This is a genomic window from Pseudomonas sp. TH31, assembly GCF_016650815.1.
In the GTDB taxonomy this organism is placed as follows: domain Bacteria; phylum Pseudomonadota; class Gammaproteobacteria; order Pseudomonadales; family Pseudomonadaceae; genus Aquipseudomonas.
The window spans coordinates 899,911-917,915 of record NZ_JAEKEZ010000029.1 but is presented as its reverse complement, the minus strand read 5'-3'; the positions used below and the strand labels follow the sequence as shown (position 1 = coordinate 917,915).

Annotated in this window: 14 protein-coding genes and 4 pseudogenes; 9 read left to right on the top strand and 9 right to left on the bottom strand. The window is 60.0% G+C overall.

Annotation, left to right across the window (positions count from 1 at the left end; genetic code table 11):
• Positions 1-51 precede the first annotated feature (51 nt).
• The 3 genes and pseudogenes from JFV26_RS23750 to tldD all read left to right on the top strand — a co-directional run bounded on the left by JFV26_RS23750 (position 52) and on the right by tldD (position 6,344).
• A pseudogene (locus JFV26_RS23750) lies at positions 52-3,853 on the top strand (YhdP family protein).
• A gap of 182 nt (positions 3,854-4,035) precedes the next feature.
• Positions 4,036-4,884 carry a carbon-nitrogen hydrolase family protein gene (locus JFV26_RS23745; protein WP_201195817.1) on the top strand — a complete coding sequence of 283 codons (849 nt, stop codon included), beginning with the start codon at positions 4,036-4,038 and terminating at the stop codon, positions 4,882-4,884.
• An 18-nt stretch (positions 4,885-4,902) separates the two neighbouring features.
• A pseudogene (gene tldD / locus JFV26_RS23740) lies at positions 4,903-6,344 on the top strand (metalloprotease TldD).
• Positions 6,345-6,463: 119 nt separating this feature from the next.
• Here the strand turns inward: tldD and yjgA are convergent.
• A complete protein-coding gene (gene yjgA, locus JFV26_RS23735) occupies positions 6,464-6,988 on the bottom strand; it encodes a ribosome biogenesis factor YjgA (protein WP_201195816.1) in 525 nt (174 codons plus the stop codon).
• Positions 6,989-7,096: 108 nt separating this feature from the next.
• On the opposite strand from yjgA, the gene pmbA reads away from it, so the two are divergent.
• The 6 genes and pseudogenes from pmbA to JFV26_RS23705 all read left to right on the top strand — a co-directional run bounded on the left by pmbA (position 7,097) and on the right by JFV26_RS23705 (position 12,413).
• On the top strand, positions 7,097-8,443 hold the full coding sequence (gene pmbA / locus JFV26_RS23730; RefSeq protein WP_201195814.1) for a metalloprotease PmbA: 1,347 nt from the start codon (positions 7,097-7,099) through the stop codon (positions 8,441-8,443).
• Between the two features lie 200 nt (positions 8,444-8,643).
• The gene (locus JFV26_RS23725; RefSeq protein WP_201195812.1) at positions 8,644-9,039 is read left to right on the top strand and encodes a FagA protein; all 396 of its coding nucleotides are present in this window, start codon (positions 8,644-8,646) and stop codon (positions 9,037-9,039) included.
• A pseudogene (locus JFV26_RS23720) lies at positions 9,032-10,407 on the top strand (class II fumarate hydratase). The gene JFV26_RS23725 and the pseudogene JFV26_RS23720 overlap by 8 nt, the downstream one beginning before the upstream one ends.
• 27 nt (positions 10,408-10,434) lie before the next feature.
• Positions 10,435-10,875, top strand: a complete 441-nt coding sequence (locus JFV26_RS23715) for a hypothetical protein (protein ID WP_201195810.1) — start codon at positions 10,435-10,437, stop codon at positions 10,873-10,875.
• A 2-nt stretch (positions 10,876-10,877) separates the two neighbouring features.
• Positions 10,878-11,489: a superoxide dismutase gene (locus JFV26_RS23710; protein WP_201195808.1), complete on the top strand. Its 612-nt coding sequence runs from the start codon at positions 10,878-10,880 to the stop codon at positions 11,487-11,489.
• Between the two features lie 30 nt (positions 11,490-11,519).
• Entirely contained in the window at positions 11,520-12,413 is an 894-nt protein-coding gene (locus JFV26_RS23705; RefSeq protein ID WP_201195806.1) for a ZIP family metal transporter, read from the top strand.
• 91 nt (positions 12,414-12,504) lie between these two features.
• Here JFV26_RS23705 and JFV26_RS23700 read toward each other — a convergent pair whose 3' ends face one another.
• From JFV26_RS23700 to lptC, 8 genes and pseudogenes are all read right to left on the bottom strand, one after another.
• Entirely contained in the window at positions 12,505-12,780 is a 276-nt protein-coding gene (locus JFV26_RS23700) for an HPr family phosphocarrier protein (RefSeq protein ID WP_201195804.1), read from the bottom strand.
• Between the two features lie 15 nt (positions 12,781-12,795).
• Complete coding sequence (gene rapZ, locus JFV26_RS23695; RefSeq protein WP_201195802.1) at positions 12,796-13,653, bottom strand: RNase adapter RapZ; 858 nt, start codon at positions 13,651-13,653, stop codon at positions 12,796-12,798.
• A 2-nt stretch (positions 13,654-13,655) separates the two neighbouring features.
• Complete coding sequence (gene ptsN / locus JFV26_RS23690) at positions 13,656-14,120, bottom strand: PTS IIA-like nitrogen regulatory protein PtsN (RefSeq protein ID WP_201195800.1); 465 nt, start codon at positions 14,118-14,120, stop codon at positions 13,656-13,658.
• Between the two features lie 12 nt (positions 14,121-14,132).
• Positions 14,133-14,441, bottom strand: coding sequence for a ribosome hibernation-promoting factor, HPF/YfiA family (hpf, locus tag JFV26_RS23685; protein WP_093226719.1), 309 nt, complete (start codon positions 14,439-14,441; stop codon positions 14,133-14,135).
• A gap of 73 nt (positions 14,442-14,514) precedes the next feature.
• Positions 14,515-16,008, bottom strand: a complete 1,494-nt coding sequence (locus JFV26_RS23680; protein ID WP_201195798.1) for an RNA polymerase factor sigma-54 — start codon at positions 16,006-16,008, stop codon at positions 14,515-14,517.
• A gap of 173 nt (positions 16,009-16,181) precedes the next feature.
• Positions 16,182-16,907, bottom strand: a complete 726-nt coding sequence (gene lptB, locus JFV26_RS23675) for an LPS export ABC transporter ATP-binding protein (protein WP_201195796.1) — start codon at positions 16,905-16,907, stop codon at positions 16,182-16,184.
• A pseudogene (lptA, locus tag JFV26_RS23670) lies at positions 16,907-17,439 on the bottom strand (lipopolysaccharide transport periplasmic protein LptA). Before lptA ends, lptB begins: the two are co-directional and overlap by 1 nt.
• Entirely contained in the window at positions 17,426-17,998 is a 573-nt protein-coding gene (gene lptC, locus JFV26_RS23665) for an LPS export ABC transporter periplasmic protein LptC (protein ID WP_201195794.1), read from the bottom strand. The pseudogene lptA and the gene lptC overlap by 14 nt, the downstream one beginning before the upstream one ends.
• Positions 17,999-18,005: the final 7 nt, after the last annotated feature.

The following is an 18,005-nucleotide window of genomic DNA, read 5'->3' as shown; positions in this document are numbered from 1 at the left end:
AACGGCTGGCCTCAGCTTTTTGCAGTATTTATGCCATGGGAGCCAACTGACATGGACCGTCTGACACGCATTTTGGCTGCAATGACCCGCTGGGGGCTGGGCCTGTGTGCGTTGGTACTGGTGCTGATGGCGTTGTACGTCAGTCTCGGTCGGGAACTGACGCCGCTGGTGGCCGAATACCGCGCCGACATCGAGACCAAGGCCAGTGACGCGTTGGCCATGCCCCTGCAAATCGGCAGGCTGGAAGGTAGCTGGAGCGGTTTTGCGCCGATTCTGCTGGCTCACGACGTGACGGTCGGCGAGGGCACCAATGCCCTGCGCCTGGATAACGTGCGCGCCGTGCCGGACCTCTGGGCCAGCCTGATGGCCCGGCAAGTGCGCATTGCTCACCTGGAACTCAATGGTCTGAAGATCAGCCTCAAGGAAAGCGAGGACGGTCAATGGGCGCTGGAAGGTTTGCCGGTGCAGCAGGACCAGCCGCTCGACCCGGAACAACTGCTCAATAGACTGCAAATGATCGAACAGCTGTCGGTACTCGATAGCCAGATCACCTTGCAGCCCGTGGACCATGAACCGCTGACGTTGACCTACGTCGGCCTGAACCTGAAAAGCGGCGCTTCCCGCCAGCGACTCGACGCGCGCCTGACCTTGCCCGATGGTCAGCCAGTGGCAATGAGCCTGCGTACCCGCGTGCGTGCCAGTGGGTGGAAGGACGGCGAAGCCGAGGCTTACCTGAGTCTGCCGCAAAGCGACTGGTCGAAATGGTTGCCGGGCGCCTGACCCGGCAATGGAATTTCTCCGAGATCAAGGCCGGCGGCGAGCTTTGGCTGAGCTGGGGCGAGGGCGCGGTGCAAAGCGCGGCGATTAGCCTCAACGCCCCGCAACTCAAAGGCGCCTACGCCGAGCGCAAGCCAATCCAGATCAACAACCTGGCGCTGAACGGTTACTTCCAGCGCAGTAGCGAAGGCGCCGTGGTGACCTTCGATTCCCTGGCCATGAGCCTGGGCGACACTCGCTGGGAAACCCACCTGCAACTCAAACAAAGCGAAGCCACCGACAAGACCGAAGAGCTTTGGCATCTGCAAGCCGATCGTCTGGACCTGGCGCCGCTCACGCCGCTGCTCAATGCCTTGGGGCCACTGCCTGAAGGTGTGGCCACCGCTGTCGAGAAGCTCAAGGTCACGGGTGCATTGCGCAACGTGTTGATCGACCTGCGGCCCAATGCCACCGATGACAGCCAATTCAGTTTCGCCGCCAACCTGGAACAGGTCGGCTTCGATGCTTATCACGGTGCACCGGCCGCGCGTAATGTCAGCGGCAGCATCAGCGGTGACCTCGGTCACGGCGAGTTGCGCATGGACAGCAAGGATTTTGTCCTGCACCTGGACCCGATTTTCGCCAAGCCATGGCAGTACATCCAGGCCAATGCCCGGCTGACCTGGACACTCGATAAAGAAGGCTTCACGTTGATCGCGCCGTACCTGAAGGTGCTGGGCGAAGAGGGCAAGATCGCCGGCGACTTCCTGATTCGCCTGCATTTCGATCACACCCAGGAAGACTACATGGACCTGCGGGTCGGCCTGGTGGACGGCGACGGCAAATACACCGCCAAGTACTTGCCCGAAGTCCTCAGCCCGGCGCTGGACGAATGGCTGCGCACGGCGATTCTCAAAGGTGCCGTGGACCAGGGTTTCTTCCAGTACCAGGGTTCGCTGAACCACGGCGCGCCTGAGCACGCTCGCAGCATCAGCCTGTTCTTCAAGGTTCATGACGCCGAACTGGCGTTCCAGCCGGGTTGGCCGCACGTCAGCAAGGTCAGTGGTGATGTGTTTATCGAAGACAGCGGTGTGCGGATCCTGGCCAGCAAAGGTCAGTTGCTCGACACACAGGTCAGCGATGTCTACGTCAACATCCCGCATACCCCTGCCGGGCAAAACGTCCACCTGTTCCTCGACGGTGCGTTCGCCGGAGGCTTGGGCGATGGCCTGAAAATTCTTCAGCAGGCACCGATCGGCACCGCCGACTCCTTTGCCGGTTGGGAAGGCGATGGCGACCTGCAGGGCAAGCTGAAGCTGGACATCCCGCTGGCCAAAGGCGATCTGCCGAAGATTCTCGTCGACTTCAAGACCGCCAAGGCCCGGCTGAAATTGGCCGAGCCGACCCTGGAACTGACTCAGCTCAAAGGCGATTTCCGCTTCGACAGCAGCAAGGGTTTGAGCGGTCAGAACATCAGCGCGCGGGCCTTCGACAAACCGGTGACCGCGCAGATTTTTGCCGATGGCAGCCCGGCAAACTCAACACCCGGGTCAGCGCTTCCGGTCAGGTCGAGGTGAAGAAACTCACCGACTGGCTCAACGTGACCCAGCCGTTGCCGGTGTCCGGCGTGGTCCCTTACCAATTGCAACTGAACCTCAATGGGCCGGACAGCCAATTGATGGTCAGCTCCAACCTCAAAGGCGTTGCCGTCGATTTGCCGGCACCGTTCGGCATGGCCACCGATGTGGGGCGTGACACGGTGTTCCGCATGACGCTGCAAGGGCCGGAGCGGCGTTATTGGGTCAGTTATGGCGACCTGGCGAATTTCACTTTCGCGGCGCCGCCGGGTAATTTCGGCGACGGTCGCGGTGAATTGTTCCTCGGTGGCGGCAATGCCGTGCTGCCGGCCACCAAGGGCTTGCGCGTCAGTGGGGTGCTGTCGGAACTGGACGTCGGCCCATGGAAAGACCTGGTGGACAAGTACGCCGGTCAGGACCCGGGAGGTAGCGCCAAGCAGTTGCTTAGCGGCGCGGACTTCAAAGTCGGCAAGCTCAGTGGCTTCGGTACGACACTGGATCAGGCATCGGTGCAGTTGACCCGCCAACCGTCAGTCTGGGCCTTGCAACTCGACAGTCAGCAGGCCAAGGGCAGCGTGACTATCCCGGACGCGAAAGCCACGCCGATTGCGATCAATCTGCAATACGTGAAATTGCCGGCCCCCGACCCGACCGTGCTGGCCGATGAAAACTCGCCGGACCCGCTGGTCTCCGTGGACCCGACGAAAATTCCCGCGCTGGATATCCTCATCAATCAGCTGTTCCAGGGCGATGACCTGGTCGGCGCCTGGTCGCTGAAAGTCCGCCCGACGGCCAAAGGCATCGCTCTCAATACGCTGGACATGGGCCTCAAGGGCATTCTGTTGCAGGGCAACGGGGGCTGGGAAGGCACGCCGGGTGCCACCAACAGTTGGTACAAGGGCCGAATCAGCGGCAAGAACCTGGCCGATGTACTCAAGGGCTGGGGCTTTGCCCCGAGCGTCACCAGTCAGGACTTTCACATGGATGTCGATGGCCGATGGCCGGGATCCCCGGCCTGGTTGGCCACCAAGCGCTTCTCTGGCAGCCTCGATGCATCGTTGAACAAAGGTCAGTTTGTCGAAGTCGAGGGCGGCGCCCAGGCATTGCGGGTATTTGGTCTGCTTAACTTCAACTCGATTGGTCGGCGCCTGCGCCTGGACTTCTCCGATCTGTTTGGCAAAGGTCTGAGCTACGACCGGGTCAAAGGCCTGTTGGTGGCGAGTAACGGGGTTTATGTCACTCGCGAGCCGATCGTGCTGACCGGTCCGTCGAGCAATCTGGAGATCAACGGCACGCTGGATCTGGTGGGCGATAATGTCGACGCCAAGTTGCTGGTGACGTTGCCGCTGACGAACAACCTGCCGATTGCCGCACTGATTGTCGGCGCGCCAGCCATTGGCGGTGCGCTGTTCCTGATCGACAAACTGATCGGCGACCGCGTGGCGCGATTCGCCAGCGTCAAATACACCGTCAAAGGCCCATGGAAGGAGCCGAAGATCACTCTGGATAAACCTTTTTGATGCTCTTTTTCAAAAGCCACTCTCAAGAGCTATGGAGTAGCATGGCCGTAAGTCCCCTGTAGGAGCTGCCGCAGGCTGCGATCTTTTGATCTTGCTTTTGATTTTGCAAAGATCAAAGTCAAAAGATCGCAGCCTGCGGCAGCTCCTACGAGTATGTGTTGATTCCAGATAAGGAAATGGCCATGTCTGTAGCGGTGATTCAAATGGTCAGCCAGAGCGATGTGCTGGCCAATCTGGCCCAGGCCCGTCGCTTGCTTGAGCAAGCGGCGAACGCTGGCGCTCGGCTGGCGGTGCTGCCGGAAAACTTCGCCGCCATGGGCCGTCGCGACATCGCCGACATCGGCCGCGCCGAAGCCTTGGGCGAAGGTCCGATCCTGCCGTGGTTGAAACAGACCGCCCGCGCCCTCAAGTTATGGATAGTAGCCGGCACCTTGCCGTTACCGCCGGCTGACCAGCCGACGGCGAAAGTGCATGCCTGCTCGCTGCTGGTGGATGATCAGGGCGAAACCGTTGCACGGTATGACAAGTTGCACTTGTTCGACGTCGATGTGGCGGACAATCGCGGGCGTTATCGCGAATCCGATGACTATGCTTATGGCAGTGGGGTAGTCGTGGCAGACACACCCGTCGGCCGAGTCGGCCTGACGGTGTGTTATGACCTGCGTTTCCCGGAGCTCTACAGCGAATTGCGGGCTGCCGGTGCGCAACTGATCACCGCGCCATCGGCCTTCACCGCCGTGACTGGCGCAGCCCATTGGGATGTGCTGATTCGCGCACGGGCTATTGAGACCCAATGCTACCTACTCGCGGCCGCTCAGGGTGGCACCCATCCGGGGCCGCGAGAGACTTATGGACATGCCGCCATCGTCGACCCGTGGGGGCGCGTGCTGGCGCAACAGGATCAAGGCGAGGCCGTGTTGCTGGCCGAACGCGATAGCAGCGAACAGGCGTCCATCAGGGCGCGGATGCCGGTGTCCAGTCACCGGCGCTTTTTCTCGCAGGGCGCGCAGCGACCTGCCTCAGAACGATGAATTTAAGGCGTAAAGCATATGAGCGAGTTGTTGTCCTCAGTCAGTGACCACCTGTTAGCGCCCGGCGGCGTGACCATCGAGAGCCTGCAAAGTGTGCTCGGCGATCTGGCCGGCCGGGTATCGATGCTGCCGACCTGTATTTCCAGGGCCAGATCTCCGAGTCCTGGGCGCTGGAAGACGGCATCGTCAAGGAAGGCAGCTTCAACCTCGACCAGGGCGTCGGCGTGCGGGCGCAATCGGGTGAGAAAACCGGGTTTGCCTACAGCAACGCCATCACCCTCGAAGCACTCGGCGCGGCGGCTCGTGCCGCGCGTTCGATCTCCCGCGCCGGGCAGAACGGCACAGTGCAAGCGTTCACCACCCAGGATGTTGCCCAGTTGTACGGGCCGGACAACCCGCTGGAAGTGATGACCCGCGCCGAAAAAGTCGAACTGCTCAAGCGCATCGACGTCGCGACCCGCGCCCTCGACCCACGCATCCAGCAAGTCACCGTGAGCATGGCCGGTGTTTGGGAGCGCATTCTTGTCGCCTCCACTGACGGCAGCCTGGCGGCGGATGTACGGCCGCTGGTGCGCTTCAACGTCAGCGTGATCGTTGAACAAAACGGTCGCCGCGAGCGCGGTGGTCATGGTGGCGGCGGTCGTACCGATTACCGATATTTCCTCAGCGACGACCGTGCCATGGGTTATGCCCGGGAAGCGCTGCGTCAGGCACTGGTGAACCTGGAAGCGATTCCGGCACCGGCCGGTACGTTGCCGGTGGTGCTGGGTTCGGGCTGGTCCGGCGTGCTGTTGCACGAAGCCGTCGGCCACGGCCTGGAAGGCGACTTCAACCGCAAGGGCAGTTCGGCCTACAGCGGGCGCATGGGCGAGATGGTTGCGTCCAAGCTCTGCACCATCGTCGATGACGGCACCCTGGCGGGTCGTCGTGGCTCGTTGAGCGTCGATGACGAAGGCACCCCGACCGAGTGCACCACGCTGATCGAAAACGGCGTGCTCAAAGGCTACATGCAGGACAAGCTCAACGCGCGCCTGATGGGCGTGGCCCGCACCGGTAACGGTCGTCGCGAATCCTACGCGCACCTGCCGATGCCTCGGATGACCAACACCTACATGCTGGCGGGCGAAAGCGACCCGGCAGAAATCATCGCCTCGGTGAAACGCGGCATCTACTGCGCCAACCTTGGCGGCGGTCAGGTGGACATCACCAGCGGCAAGTTCGTGTTCTCCACCAGCGAGGCGTACCTGATCGAAGACGGCAAGATTACCGCCCCGGTCAAAGGCGCGACGTTGATCGGCAATGGGCCGGAAGCCATGAGCAAGGTGTCGATGGTCGGTAACGATCTGGCGCTGGACAGCGGCGTGGGGACGTGTGGCAAGGATGGGCAGTCGGTGCCGGTGGGTGTCGGCCAGCCAACGCTGAAAATCGATGCGATCACTGTGGGTGGCACAGGGTCTTGAGGATATCCTCTGTAGGAGCTGCTGCAGGCTGCATCTTTTGATCTTGCTTTTGATTTTGCAAAGATCAAAGTCAAAAGATCGCAGCCTGCGGCAGCTCCTACACGGGATGCCGTTGGACGTTAACGCAGACCGCGTTGAGCCTCGTCCAGCTCACGGATGTACTTGAAGATTTTACGGCTCGATGCCGGTGGCTTGTTGGTCGCCAGTTCGTGCTGGGCCTGACGGATCAGGGAGCGTAACTGTTGACGATCAGCCTCCGGGTAATCGACAACGAATTTCTCCAGGACGCCGTCGTCGCCTGCGATCAATCGATCGCGCCAGCGTTCCAGGCCGTGGAAACGTTCGTTGTACTGCCGGGTGGAGGCATCAAGTTGATCGAGCAAGGTCAGAATGGCGTCAGTGTCCTGGTCGCGCATCAGTTTGCCGATGAACATAAGGTGCCGTTTACGCGCGATATTCGCGGTGTGCTTGGGCGCATCGGCCAGGGCCCGGCGCATGGCGTCGGTCAACGGCAGTTTTGCCAGCAAGTCAGGCTTGAGCGTTGTAAGGCGCTCGCCGAGGTCAACCAGAGCATGCAGCTCGCGTTTAACCTGGGATTTGCTTTTTTCTCCCGTATCGAGGGAGTCGTCGTAAGAATCAACCATGGTGGCCGTCCGCAAAGAAACGCCGCCATGATAACCAGTCGGGGGCCGCTTGTCCGGCCCGGTCGCTCGAAGGCCCTAGCCGAAAGCAGAATTTGAGTGGAGAACAGCATGAGTGCAGTTGAAAGCGTCGGCCCACAAGCGTTGCCGGCACTGCAAGAGCAAGTCGAGCAGATCATTGCTGAAGCCAGGCGCCAGGGCGCCAGCGCCTGTGAAGTCGCGGTATCGCTGGAGCAGGGCCTGTCGACATCGGTGCGTCAGCGGGAAGTCGAAACCGTCGAATTCAACCGCGACCAGGGCTTTGGCATCACCTTGTACGTTGGCCAGCGCAAAGGCTCGGCCAGCACATCGGCCAGCGGTCCGGAAGCGATTCGCGAAACCGTCGCTGCCGCACTGGCCATCGCCAGGCACACCTCGGAAGACGAAGCCTCGGGCCTGGCCGATGCAGCGCTGATGGCCAGGGATCTGCACGATTTCGACCTGTTCCACCAATGGGACATCACCCCTGAGCAAGCCATCGAGATGGCCCTGACCTGTGAAGCGGCGGCGTTTGCCACCGACAGTCGGATCAAGAACGCCGACGGCACCACCCTCAGCACTCACCAGGGCTGCCGCGTCTACGGCAACAGCCACGGCTTTATCGGCGGTTACGCGTCTACTCGCCACAGCCTGAGCTGCGTGATGATCGCCGAGGCCGAAGGCCAGATGCAGCGCGATTACTGGTACGACGTGAGCCGGCAGGGTAACTTGCTGGCCGACCCGGTAAGCATCGGCCAACGTGCCGCGCAACGGGCGGCGAGCCGTTTGGGCGCGCGTCCGGTGCCGACTTGCGAAGTGCCGGTGCTGTTTTCGGCCGAGTTGGCCGGTGGGTTGTTCGGCAGCTTCCTGTCGGCGGTGTCTGGCGGCAGTCTGTATCGCAAGTCATCGTTCCTGGAAGGCACGCTGGGGCAGAAACTGTTCCCGGAATGGCTGACCCTTGATGAGCGTCCGCACTTGATGCGCGCGATGGGCAGTTCGGCGTTCGATGGCGATGGCTTGGCGACCTATGCCAAACCGTTCGTCGAGAACGGTGTGTTGGTGTCGTACATCCTCGGCACCTATTCCGGACGCAAGCTGGGCATGCCGAGCACTGCCAACGCGGGCGGCGTACACAACCTGTTCGTGACCCATGGCGATGAGGATCAGGCCGCCCTGTTGCGTCGCATGGGGCGTGGTTTGCTGGTCACCGAGCTGATGGGCCACGGCTTGAACATGGTCACTGGCGATTATTCCCGTGGCGCGGCAGGTTTCTGGGTCGAGAACGGTGAAATCCAGTTCGCGGTCCAGGAAGTGACCATCGCCGGCAACATGCGCGACATGTTCAAGCAGATTGTCGCAGTGGGGAATGATCTGGAACTGCGCAGCAACATTCGCACGGGTTCGGTGTTGATTGAGCGGATGACGGTGGCGGGTAGCTAAGCCCTACCGTTACACAAAAGGCGCGCCACCCAATCGGGTGGCGCTTTTTTTTAAGATCAAAAGATCGCAGCCTTCGGCAGCTCCTACGAGAGCAGGGTAGGAGCTGCCGAAGGCTGCGATCTTTTGATCTGTGTGTCCGGGGTTGTCTTGGTTATCATTATCATATAATAATAAATCTCATTATCGAATGAGCCCGGATCATGAGTCCTGCCTTGCATGAGCAGCCTTACCTCGAAAGCTGGCGCTGGATGAGTCGTCAGATCCGTTGCGCGATGGATCCCGATGAGCCTCGCCTGATCGACCATTACCTGGCCGAAGGCCGGTATCTGGCCTGTTGCACGGCAACGTCTCCCTGGACCATCGCTGAAACCTCCTTCCGTTTGTTGCTCGACACCGCCGCCGATGTCGCACTGCCGTGGCACTGGCGCACCTTCTGCCTCGACCAGGCCTGGCGCCCCTTGCGCGAGCTGGAACGCCTCTCCTTGTGTAAGTGCCGCCTCAAGCGCTGGCAAAGCTACACCTGGCAACTGGCGGCCTGCGAGTTGCAGCCCTCGATTCCCCTCCTAGAACTGGTGCAAGGATTTCCCGATGAGTAACACGCGTATCGAACGTGACAGCATGGGCGAGCTTCAAGTCCCGGAAGACGCCCTCTATGGCGCGCAAACCCAGCGAGCAGTGGATAACTTCCCGATCAGCGGCAAGACGATGCCGGTGCAGTTCATCCGTGCATTGATCCTGGCCAAGGCCGCTGCCGCCGGGCCAACGTCGAGCTCAAGCAAATCAGCGAATCCCAGGGCAAAGCCATCGTCGACGCGGCGCAAGGGCTGCTTGAAGGCGACTTCATGCAGCACTTCCCGGTGGATATTTTCCAGACCGGCTCTGGCACCAGCTCCAACATGAATGCCAACGAAGTGATTGCCACCCTGGCCAGCCGACTGCTCGGCGAGCCGGTGAACCCCAATGATCACGTCAACTGTGGCCAAAGCAGCAACGACATTATCCCGACGACCCTCCACGTCAGCGCCGCACTGGCGCTGCATGAGCAATTGTTGCCGGCGCTGGTGCATCTGGTGCAGGTGATCGAGCGCAAGGCCGAACAGGTTCATCACCACGTCAAAACCGGTCGTACACACCTGATGGACGCGATGCCGGTGCGCATGAGCCAGGTGCTCAACGGTTGGGCGCAACAGCTCAAGGCCAATATCGGCCACCTGCAAGACTTGCTGCCGAGCCTGCAATCCCTGGCTCAGGGCGGCACCGCGGTGGGCACCGGTATCAACGCGCATCCGGAGTTCGCGGTGCGATTCAGTCAGCAGTTGAGCAAACTGACTCAGGTGCAATTCAAGCCGGGCAAGGATCTGTTCGCGCTGATCGGCTCCCAGGACACGGCGGTCGCGGTCTCCGGTCAGCTCAAGGCCACCGCCGTGTCGCTGATGAAAATCGCCAACGACCTGCGCTGGATGAACTCCGGCCCGTTGGCCGGCCTCGGCGAAATCGAACTCGAAGCCTTGCAGCCTGGCTCCTCGATCATGCCGGGCAAGGTCAACCCGGTGATCCCGGAAGCCACCGCGATGGTTGCCGCGCAGGTGATCGGAAACGACACGGTGATCACCATCGCCGGCCAGTCGGGCAACTTCGAATTGAACGTGATGCTGCCGATCATCGCCCAGAACCTGCTGAGCAGTATCGAGTTGCTGGCCAACGCCAGCCGTCTGCTGGGTGACAAGGCCATCGCCAGCTTCAAGGTCAACGAGGCCCGGCTCAAGGAAACGCTGTCGCGCAACCCGATTCTGGTTACCGCACTCAACCCGATCATTGGTTACCAAAAAGCCGCTGAGATCGCCAAGCAGGCTTATCAGCAGGGTCGCCCGGTGATTGATGTCGCCCTGGAACACACCGACCTGACACGCAGCCAGCTTGAGGTTTTGCTTGATCCAGAAAAACTCACCGCAGGCGGCGTGTAATCACCGCTACCGCTTTGGAGGCTCACCATGGAGCACTGGAAACGCACGATCGAAAGGGCTAATCGCTGTTTCATGCGGGGCGAATTCGTCGATGCCCGCGAGGCTTACTTGCAGGCACTGGCGCTGGCCCAGGTGTTGTTCGGGCGCTGGGCGGATGCCGACGAAGCGGTGGCTGCTTGCGTGATTTCCCACCATAACCTCGCGGACCTGCACCTGCGCCTGAATCAGCCGGAGGAAAGCGCCGAGTACCTGTGCGCCATCCATCAACGGTTGTTGCAGACCCTGCAGGACACGCGACTGGCTCCGGCGCTGCGCGAGGCGGCGCTGCGCCAGAGCAGCAAAACCTATGTCGAACTGCTGAATTTCATCAGTGAATACGGTGAATACCCACGTACTCATCGGCTGTTGCACATGGATGCTGCATCGCCCCGGCATCCGCCGGCCTCTCATCAACATGGAGTCCATTGAACATGGCTTTTACCTTGCCTGCCTTGCCCTACGCCTACGATGCCCTGGAACCGCACCTCGATGCGCAGACCATGGAAATCCACTACACCAAGCACCACCAGACCTACATCAACAACCTCAACGCGGCCGTCGAAGGCACAGAGTTTGCCGAATGGTCGGTGGAAAAACTGGTGGCCAGCGTCCAGCAACTCCCGGAAAAGCTTCGCACCGCGGTGATCAATCAGGGCGGCGGCCATGCCAACCATTCGCTGTTCTGGGAAGTCATGGCGCCCAACGCCGGCGGCGCGCCTGACGGTCTGTTGGCCAAGGCCATCGATGAACAGCTGGGCGGTCTCGACAGTTTCAAAGAGGCGTTCACCAAAGCCGCACTGACGCGTTTCGGCAGTGGCTGGGCATGGTTGAGCGTCACGCCGCAAAAGACCCTGGTCGTGGAAAGCAGTGGCAACCAGGACAGCCCGTTGATGAATGGCAACACGCCCATCCTCGGTCTCGATGTCTGGGAGCACGCTTATTACCTGCGCTATCAGAACCGTCGTCCGGAATACATCAACGCGTTCTACAACGTGATCAATTGGCCCGAAGTCGCAGCACGCTATCAGGCTGCGCTGGTTTAAGTCATCGATAACAAGAATCCAAGGCCGATTATGGGCACTGAAATACTGGCGATCGGCAGCGGACGAATGTTTCGTTACGCGCTGGGATCGTTGTTACTGCTGGCGGGTATGACGTTGCTGGCAGCCCAGGGATTGGCATGGCTGGACCTGGAACCGAAGCTGTCGCGTGCCCTGCAAGGAGGGGCGATCTGCGCCTTGGGCACCGCGCTGGGGGCGGTGCCGGTGCTGGTGATTCGGCGCATGCCACAGACGCTCAGCGATACCCTGCTCGGTTTCGGTGCCGGGGTGATGCTCGCGGCGACCGCGTTCTCGCTGATCGTCCCGGGTATCTCTGCGGCCGAAAGCCTGGGGCTGACGCCTTGGGCGGCCAGTGGTCTGATCAGCTTCGGTATCATGCTCGGCGCGTTCGGGTTGTTTCTGGTGGATCGCAAGGTTTCCGGGGCCTGTCCGCAAATGCTGGCTGGCACCTTGGAACGGCCGGTGATCCCTGCGCGGATCTGGCTTTTTGTGTTCGCCATCATCGCCCACAACATTCCCGAGGGCATGGCGGTCGGGGTGTCGGCTGGCGGTGGTATGCCCGACGCCGACAGCCTGGCCATGGGCATTGCCTTGCAGGATGTGCCCGAGGGCCTGGTGATCGCATTGGTGTTGGCCGGGGCCGGGATGTCGCGGATCAAGGCGTTCCTGATCGGTGCTGGGTCAGGGCTGGTAGAGCCGGTCTTCGCACTGTTGTGTGCTTGGTTGGTGAGCCTGGCTGAATTGTTGTTGCCATTGGGTTTGGCGCTGGCGGCCGGGGCGATGCTGCTGGTGGTGACCCATGAAATCATCCCTGAGTCGCGGCGTAATGGTCACGACAAACTGGCGAGTCTGGGGTTGCTGATGGGGTTTTGTTTGATGATGGTGATGGATACGGCGCTCGCCTGAAAATCAAAAGATCGCAGCCTTCGGCAGCTCCTACATGGATCGCGTTCCCCTGTAGGAGCTGCCGAAGGCTGCGATCTTTTGATCTTGATTTTTACTCGCCTTCGCCGAAGTAGTCGTTGATCAGTGCCACCAATGCCTGCAGCGCCTCCTCAGCCTGTTCGCCTTCAGTGCTCAGGTGGATCCTGGTGCCCTTGCCAGCCGCCAACATCATCATGGCCATGATGCTTTTACCGTCGACTGTGGATTCCGGCGTGCGCCCTACTCTGATCGAGCAATCCTTGAATTCACCGGCAACGCCAACGAATTTCGCTGAAGCACGGGCATGCAGGCCCAGTTTGTTGATGATTTCAATTTCCAGAGCAGGCATCGCGTTGTGAATCCTTTAGCTGAGGTCGCGGTGGCGAACCTGGACGTTCTTCAGGGATTGTTGCAGGGCCTGGCCCAGACGCTCGGTCAGGTAGACGGAGCGGTGATGACCGCCGGTACAGCCAATGGCGATGGTGACGTAAGCGCGGTTGCTGGCAGCAAAACGCGGAAGCCACTTGAAGAGATAACTATAAATGTCCTGGAACATTTCTTCGACGTCCGGCTGCGCTGCCAGGTATTCGGCCACCGGTTGATCGAGCCCGGACTGAGCGCGCAGCTCCGGTTTCCAATAAGGATTGGGCAGGCAACGCACATCGAACACCACGTCGGCATCTACTGGCATGCCACGCTTGAACCCGAAAGACTCCACCAGGAACGCCGTGCCGGGCTCAGGCTGATTCAACAGCCGCAGCTTGATGGTGTCGCGCAGTTGGTACAGGTTCAGGTTGGTGGTGTTGACCTTGAGGTCGGCCAGGTCTGCAATCGGCCCCAGCAATTGGGTTTCGTCTTCTATCGCCTCGGCCAATGAGCGGTTGGCGCTGCTCAGCGGGTGACGGCGGCGGGTTTCCGAGAAACGCTTGAGCAGGGTTTCTTCATCGGCGTCCAGATACAGCACATCGCACTGGATATGCCGGCTGCGAACTTCTTCAAGTAGTTCGGGAAAACGCGTCAGGTGGCTGGGCAGGTTGCGGGCGTCGATGGACACGGCGACCAGCGGCTGGGCCAGTTCTGTATGAATCAGTGCGCGTTCAGCCAGCTCCGGCAGCAGGCCGGCCGGCAGGTTGTCGATGCAGTAGTAGCCGTTGTCCTCAAGGACATCGAGTGCAGTGCTTTTACCTGAGCCGGAACGGCCACTGACAATGATCAAACGCATGATTAGTGACCGTTTTGCTCGCTCAGGACAACCTGATACAAGGCTTCGTTGCTCGGGGCACTGCGCAGTTTTTCGCGTACTTCCTTGCGATCAAGCATGCTGGCGATCTGGCGCAGTAATTCCAGGTGCGCATCGGTGGCGGCTTGCGGGACCAGCAGCACGAACAGCAGGTCAACCGGAGCGCCATCGATGGCGTCGAAATCGATAGGTGCGTCAAGGTGCATCAGGGCACTGATGGGTGAGGTGCAGCCCTTCAGGCGACAGTGGGGGATAGCAATGCCGTTGCCAAAACCGGTGGAGCCGAGTTTTTCACGGGCAATCAGAGCCTCGAAGACATCTTGCATCTCCAGATCCGGGACTTCCCGGGCGATCAGGTTGGCAATTTGTTCGAGGGCTTTCTTTTTACTGCCGCCCGGCACGTTCACGAGGGAACGGCCGGGGGTCAGGATACTTTCAAGTCGGATCATGGGTTGGGAGTGTTAACGACCGGTTGCGCCCTGAAGGAGGCTCTGGGTCTTTTCCTTATGCTTTTTAAGTTGGCGATCCAGCTTGTCGGTCAGTAAGTCAATAGCGGCATACATGTCGTTATGCTCGGCATTGGCGACCACTTCTCCGCCGGGGATATGCAGCGTGGCTTCGATTTTCTGCAGCAGCTTCTCGACGGTCATCGTGACTTGCACGTTGGTGATCTTGTCGAAATGCCTCTCTAATCGGTCGAGTTTTTCGCCGATGTAGGTGCGCAGGGGTTCGGTCACTTCCAGTTGGTGTCCACTGATGTTGACTTGCATACAGCTTCTCCTTCGTTGCCAGTGCATAAAGCGGCAGGTAAAGGTACCTGCCACTGGAACGCTGTGGCGTGGCTTACATCAACCGCTTGCGTTCGCTCGAAGGCGCGATCCCTAAGGACTCGCGGTACTTGGCGACGGTGCGGCGAGCCACCTGAATGCCTTGTGCCTCCAGTAAACCAGCGATCTTGCTGTCACTCAACGGCTTTTTCTGATTTTCCGCGGCAACCAGTTTTTTGATGATCGCGCGGATCGCTGTGGACGAGCATTCGCCGCCTTCAGAGGTGCTGACATGGCTGGAGAAAAAGTATTTCAGTTCATAAATGCCCCGTGGGGTATGCATGAACTTTTGGGTGGTCACCCGTGAAATCGTCGATTCGTGCATGCCCACCGCTTCAGCGATGTCATGCAGGACCAGCGGTTTCATGGCTTCGTCGCCGTACTCCAGGAAACCGCGCTGGTGTTCGACGATCTGGGTGGCCACTTTCATCAGGGTTTCGTTACGGCTTTGCAGGCTCTTGATGAACCAGCGGGCTTCCTGCAACTGATTGCGCATGAAGGTGTTGTCGGCGCTGGTGTCAGCGCGGCGCACGAAGCCGGCGTACTGGGCGTTTACCCGCAGCTTGGGCACCGACTCCTGGTTCAACTCCACCAGCCAGCGCTCGTTGTCCTTGCGCACGATCACGTCGGGCACGACGTATTCGGCTTCGCTGGATTCGATTTGCGAGCCCGGACGCGGGTTGAGGCTCTGGACCAGTTCGATCACCTGGCGCAGTTCATCTTCCTTGAGCTTCATGCGGCGCATCAACTGGCTGTAGTCGCGACTGCCGAGCAGGTCGATGTAATCGCTGACCAGGCGCTTGGCCTCGGCCAGCCAAGGTGTCTTGGCGGGCAGTTGACGCAATTGCAGCAACAGGCACTCGCCCAGGTTGCGGGCGCCGATGCCGGCCGGCTCGAATTGCTGGATGCGGTGCAGGACGGCTTCGATTTCGTCCAGCTCGATGTCCAGTTCCGGATCGAAGGCTTCGAGGATTTCCTCGAGGGTTTCGTCCAGGTAGCCCTGATTGTTGATGCAATCGATCAAGGTCACGGCGATCAGGCGATCGGTGTCGGACATCGGCGCCAGGTTCAGCTGCCAGAGCAGGTGGCTTTGCAGGCTTTCGCCGGCGGATGTACGGGTGGTGAAATCCCACTCGTCGTCATCGTTGCTCGGCAGGCTGCTGGCGCTGGTCTGGTAAACGTCCTCCCAGGCGGTATCGACGGGCAGTTCGTTGGGGATGCGCTCGTTCCAGTCACCTTCCTCGAGGTTATCTACCGTCGGGGCGGTTTCCTGGTAGGAGGGTTCCTGAATATCGGCATTGGGTGGTTGTTCGGCTTTGTCGGCCAAGGGGTCGGCGTTATCGAAGTCGTCGCCTTCTTCCTGGCGTTCGAGCATCGGATTGGACTCCAGGGCCTCCTGGATTTCCTGTTGCAGGTCCAGGGTCGACAATTGGAGCAGGCGGATGGCCTGTTGCAGCTGAGGTGTCATCGTCAGCTGCTGGCCCATTCTCAAGACTAGCGATGGTTTCATGGCAGGGGCTTAACACCTTATTCGCCGGCGCGCATGCGCCATCCACTACAGGGCGCCGAAGCGCCAAACTTAAGCAAATTATATGCCTGAAACTGAAGTGTTTGCCTAGAGCGCCGTAACAATAAAAAGCTTTATCGGTACTCACGCTTAGGCAACTGCCAGGCACTCAGTGCTTACAGGCGGAACTCGTGGCCCAGATACACTTCCTTGACCAGTTCGTTGGCCAGGATGGTGGCGGAGTCACCTTCGGCAATCAGTTGGCCATCGTTGACGATGTAGGCGGTTTCGCAGATATCCAGGGTTTCACGGACGTTGTGGTCGGTGATCAGCACGCCAATGCCCTTGGCCTTGAGGTGATGGATGATCTGCTTGATGTCGCCTACCGAAATCGGGTCTACACCGGCGAAAGGTTCGTCGAGCAGGATGAATTTCGGGTTGGTGGCCAGGGCCCGGGCGATTTCCACCCGGCGTCGTTCACCGCCGGACAGGCTCATGCCGAGGTTGTCACGGATGTGGCTGATGTGGAATTCCTGCAGCAGGCTTTCCAGCTCTTTGCGGCGAGCGGCCTTGTCGAGTTCCTTGCGGGTCTCGAGGATGGCCATGATGTTGTCGGCGACCGAGAGTTTGCGGAAGATCGACGCTTCTTGCGGAAGATAGCCGATACCGGCCTTTGCACGACCGTGCATCGGCTGGTGGCTGACGTCCAGATCGTCGATCAGTACGCGACCCTGGTCGGCCTGTACCAGGCCTACGATCATGTAGAAACAGGTGGTCTTGCCGGCGCCGTTCGGGCCAAGCAGGCCGACGATCTGACCGCTGTCGATGGACAGGCTGACGTCACGTACGACCTGGCGGCTCTTGTAGCTCTTGGCCAGATGCTGGGCTTTCAGAGTTGCCATTACTGGGCCTTCTGCTTCGGCGGGATCACCATGTCGATCCGTTGGCGCGGCGTGGTGATCGGCGAGCCAGTGGCGCGGCCGGCCGTAGCCACCTGTTTCACCGTGTCGTAGACGATTTTCTCGCCTTCGGTGGTGCTGCCATCGTCGCTGATGACTTTGGCTTGGTCGATCAGCACGATGCGGTTTTGCTGGGCATGGTACTGGACAGTCTTGCCATAGCCTTTGACCGGCTGTGGAGAGGTGGTTTTTGCAACTGTTCGAAGTACGCCAGGTTGCCCACCGAGGTGACGACATCGATCTGGCCATCCTTTGTACGAGTGATGGTCACGGTGTTGCCGGTGACCTTCATCGAACCCTGGGTGATGATCACATCACCTTTATAGGTGGCGATACCTTGCTTGTCATCGAGCTGGGCATCGTCGGCCTGGATGCGGATCGGTTTCGTACTATCGTCCGGCAGAGCCCAGGCGCTCACGCTTCCCAGTGCTGCGCCCAGACTGAGCAAAATAGGGAGGGTTTTAACGAGCCTCATACTGTCCTCTTACGTTCGATAGCAGGTGTATCCTGCTTTCTTTCAGATACGCTTTCATTCCGTTGCCAGTCGATACACCGCCAGCGCCGTCGATTCTAACGGGTTGCTCGGTCTGCGCATATTGCTGCTGCGGGAACACTGTCATGCGAGTACTGGTAATAATCATCTCGCGATTCTTTTCATCGGTCCGTGCGATACGTACCGAGTCGATCAGCTCTACCTGAGTGCCGTCCGGATTCACCTCGCCACGCAAGCTGGTGACATGCCACGGAAACTCGGTGCCGCGGTACATGTTCAGGTCAGGGTTGGTCAGCAGTGACACATCGCTCGCCTTGAGGTGTTCGACCTTGTCGGACGTCAAGTCGTACTGCAAACCGCCGTCCGGCAGGTACTGCACGCTGTGGGCGTTGAGTGCGTAATAGTCGATCTGGCTGACATCGACCTTGGCCACTGGCTTGTCGAGGAAGCGTTCCGGGCTGATGTTCCAGTAGCCGACCGCGGCGAATATCGCGGCGATGCAACAGAACATCAAGAAATTGCGAAACTTTTTGCTCAGCATAATGGGC

Coding starts and splice junctions, on each gene's coding strand:
- JFV26_RS23745 (WP_201195817.1), top strand. CDS start 4,036: ATGTCTGTAGCGGTGATTCAAATGGTCAGCCAGAGCGATGTGCTGGCC.
- yjgA (WP_201195816.1), bottom strand. CDS start 6,988: ATGGTTGATTCTTACGACGACTCCCTCGATACGGGAGAAAAAAGCAAA.
- pmbA (WP_201195814.1), top strand. CDS start 7,097: ATGAGTGCAGTTGAAAGCGTCGGCCCACAAGCGTTGCCGGCACTGCAA.
- JFV26_RS23725 (WP_201195812.1), top strand. CDS start 8,644: ATGAGTCCTGCCTTGCATGAGCAGCCTTACCTCGAAAGCTGGCGCTGG.
- JFV26_RS23715 (WP_201195810.1), top strand. CDS start 10,435: ATGGAGCACTGGAAACGCACGATCGAAAGGGCTAATCGCTGTTTCATG.
- JFV26_RS23710 (WP_201195808.1), top strand. CDS start 10,878: ATGGCTTTTACCTTGCCTGCCTTGCCCTACGCCTACGATGCCCTGGAA.
- JFV26_RS23705 (WP_201195806.1), top strand. CDS start 11,520: ATGGGCACTGAAATACTGGCGATCGGCAGCGGACGAATGTTTCGTTAC.
- JFV26_RS23700 (WP_201195804.1), bottom strand. CDS start 12,780: ATGCCTGCTCTGGAAATTGAAATCATCAACAAACTGGGCCTGCATGCC.
- rapZ (WP_201195802.1), bottom strand. CDS start 13,653: ATGCGTTTGATCATTGTCAGTGGCCGTTCCGGCTCAGGTAAAAGCACT.
- ptsN (WP_201195800.1), bottom strand. CDS start 14,120: ATGATCCGACTTGAAAGTATCCTGACCCCCGGCCGTTCCCTCGTGAAC.
- hpf (WP_093226719.1), bottom strand. CDS start 14,441: ATGCAAGTCAACATCAGTGGACACCAACTGGAAGTGACCGAACCCCTG.
- JFV26_RS23680 (WP_201195798.1), bottom strand. CDS start 16,008: ATGAAACCATCGCTAGTCTTGAGAATGGGCCAGCAGCTGACGATGACA.
- lptB (WP_201195796.1), bottom strand. CDS start 16,907: ATGGCAACTCTGAAAGCCCAGCATCTGGCCAAGAGCTACAAGAGCCGC.
- lptC (WP_201195794.1), bottom strand. CDS start 17,998: ATGCTGAGCAAAAAGTTTCGCAATTTCTTGATGTTCTGTTGCATCGCC.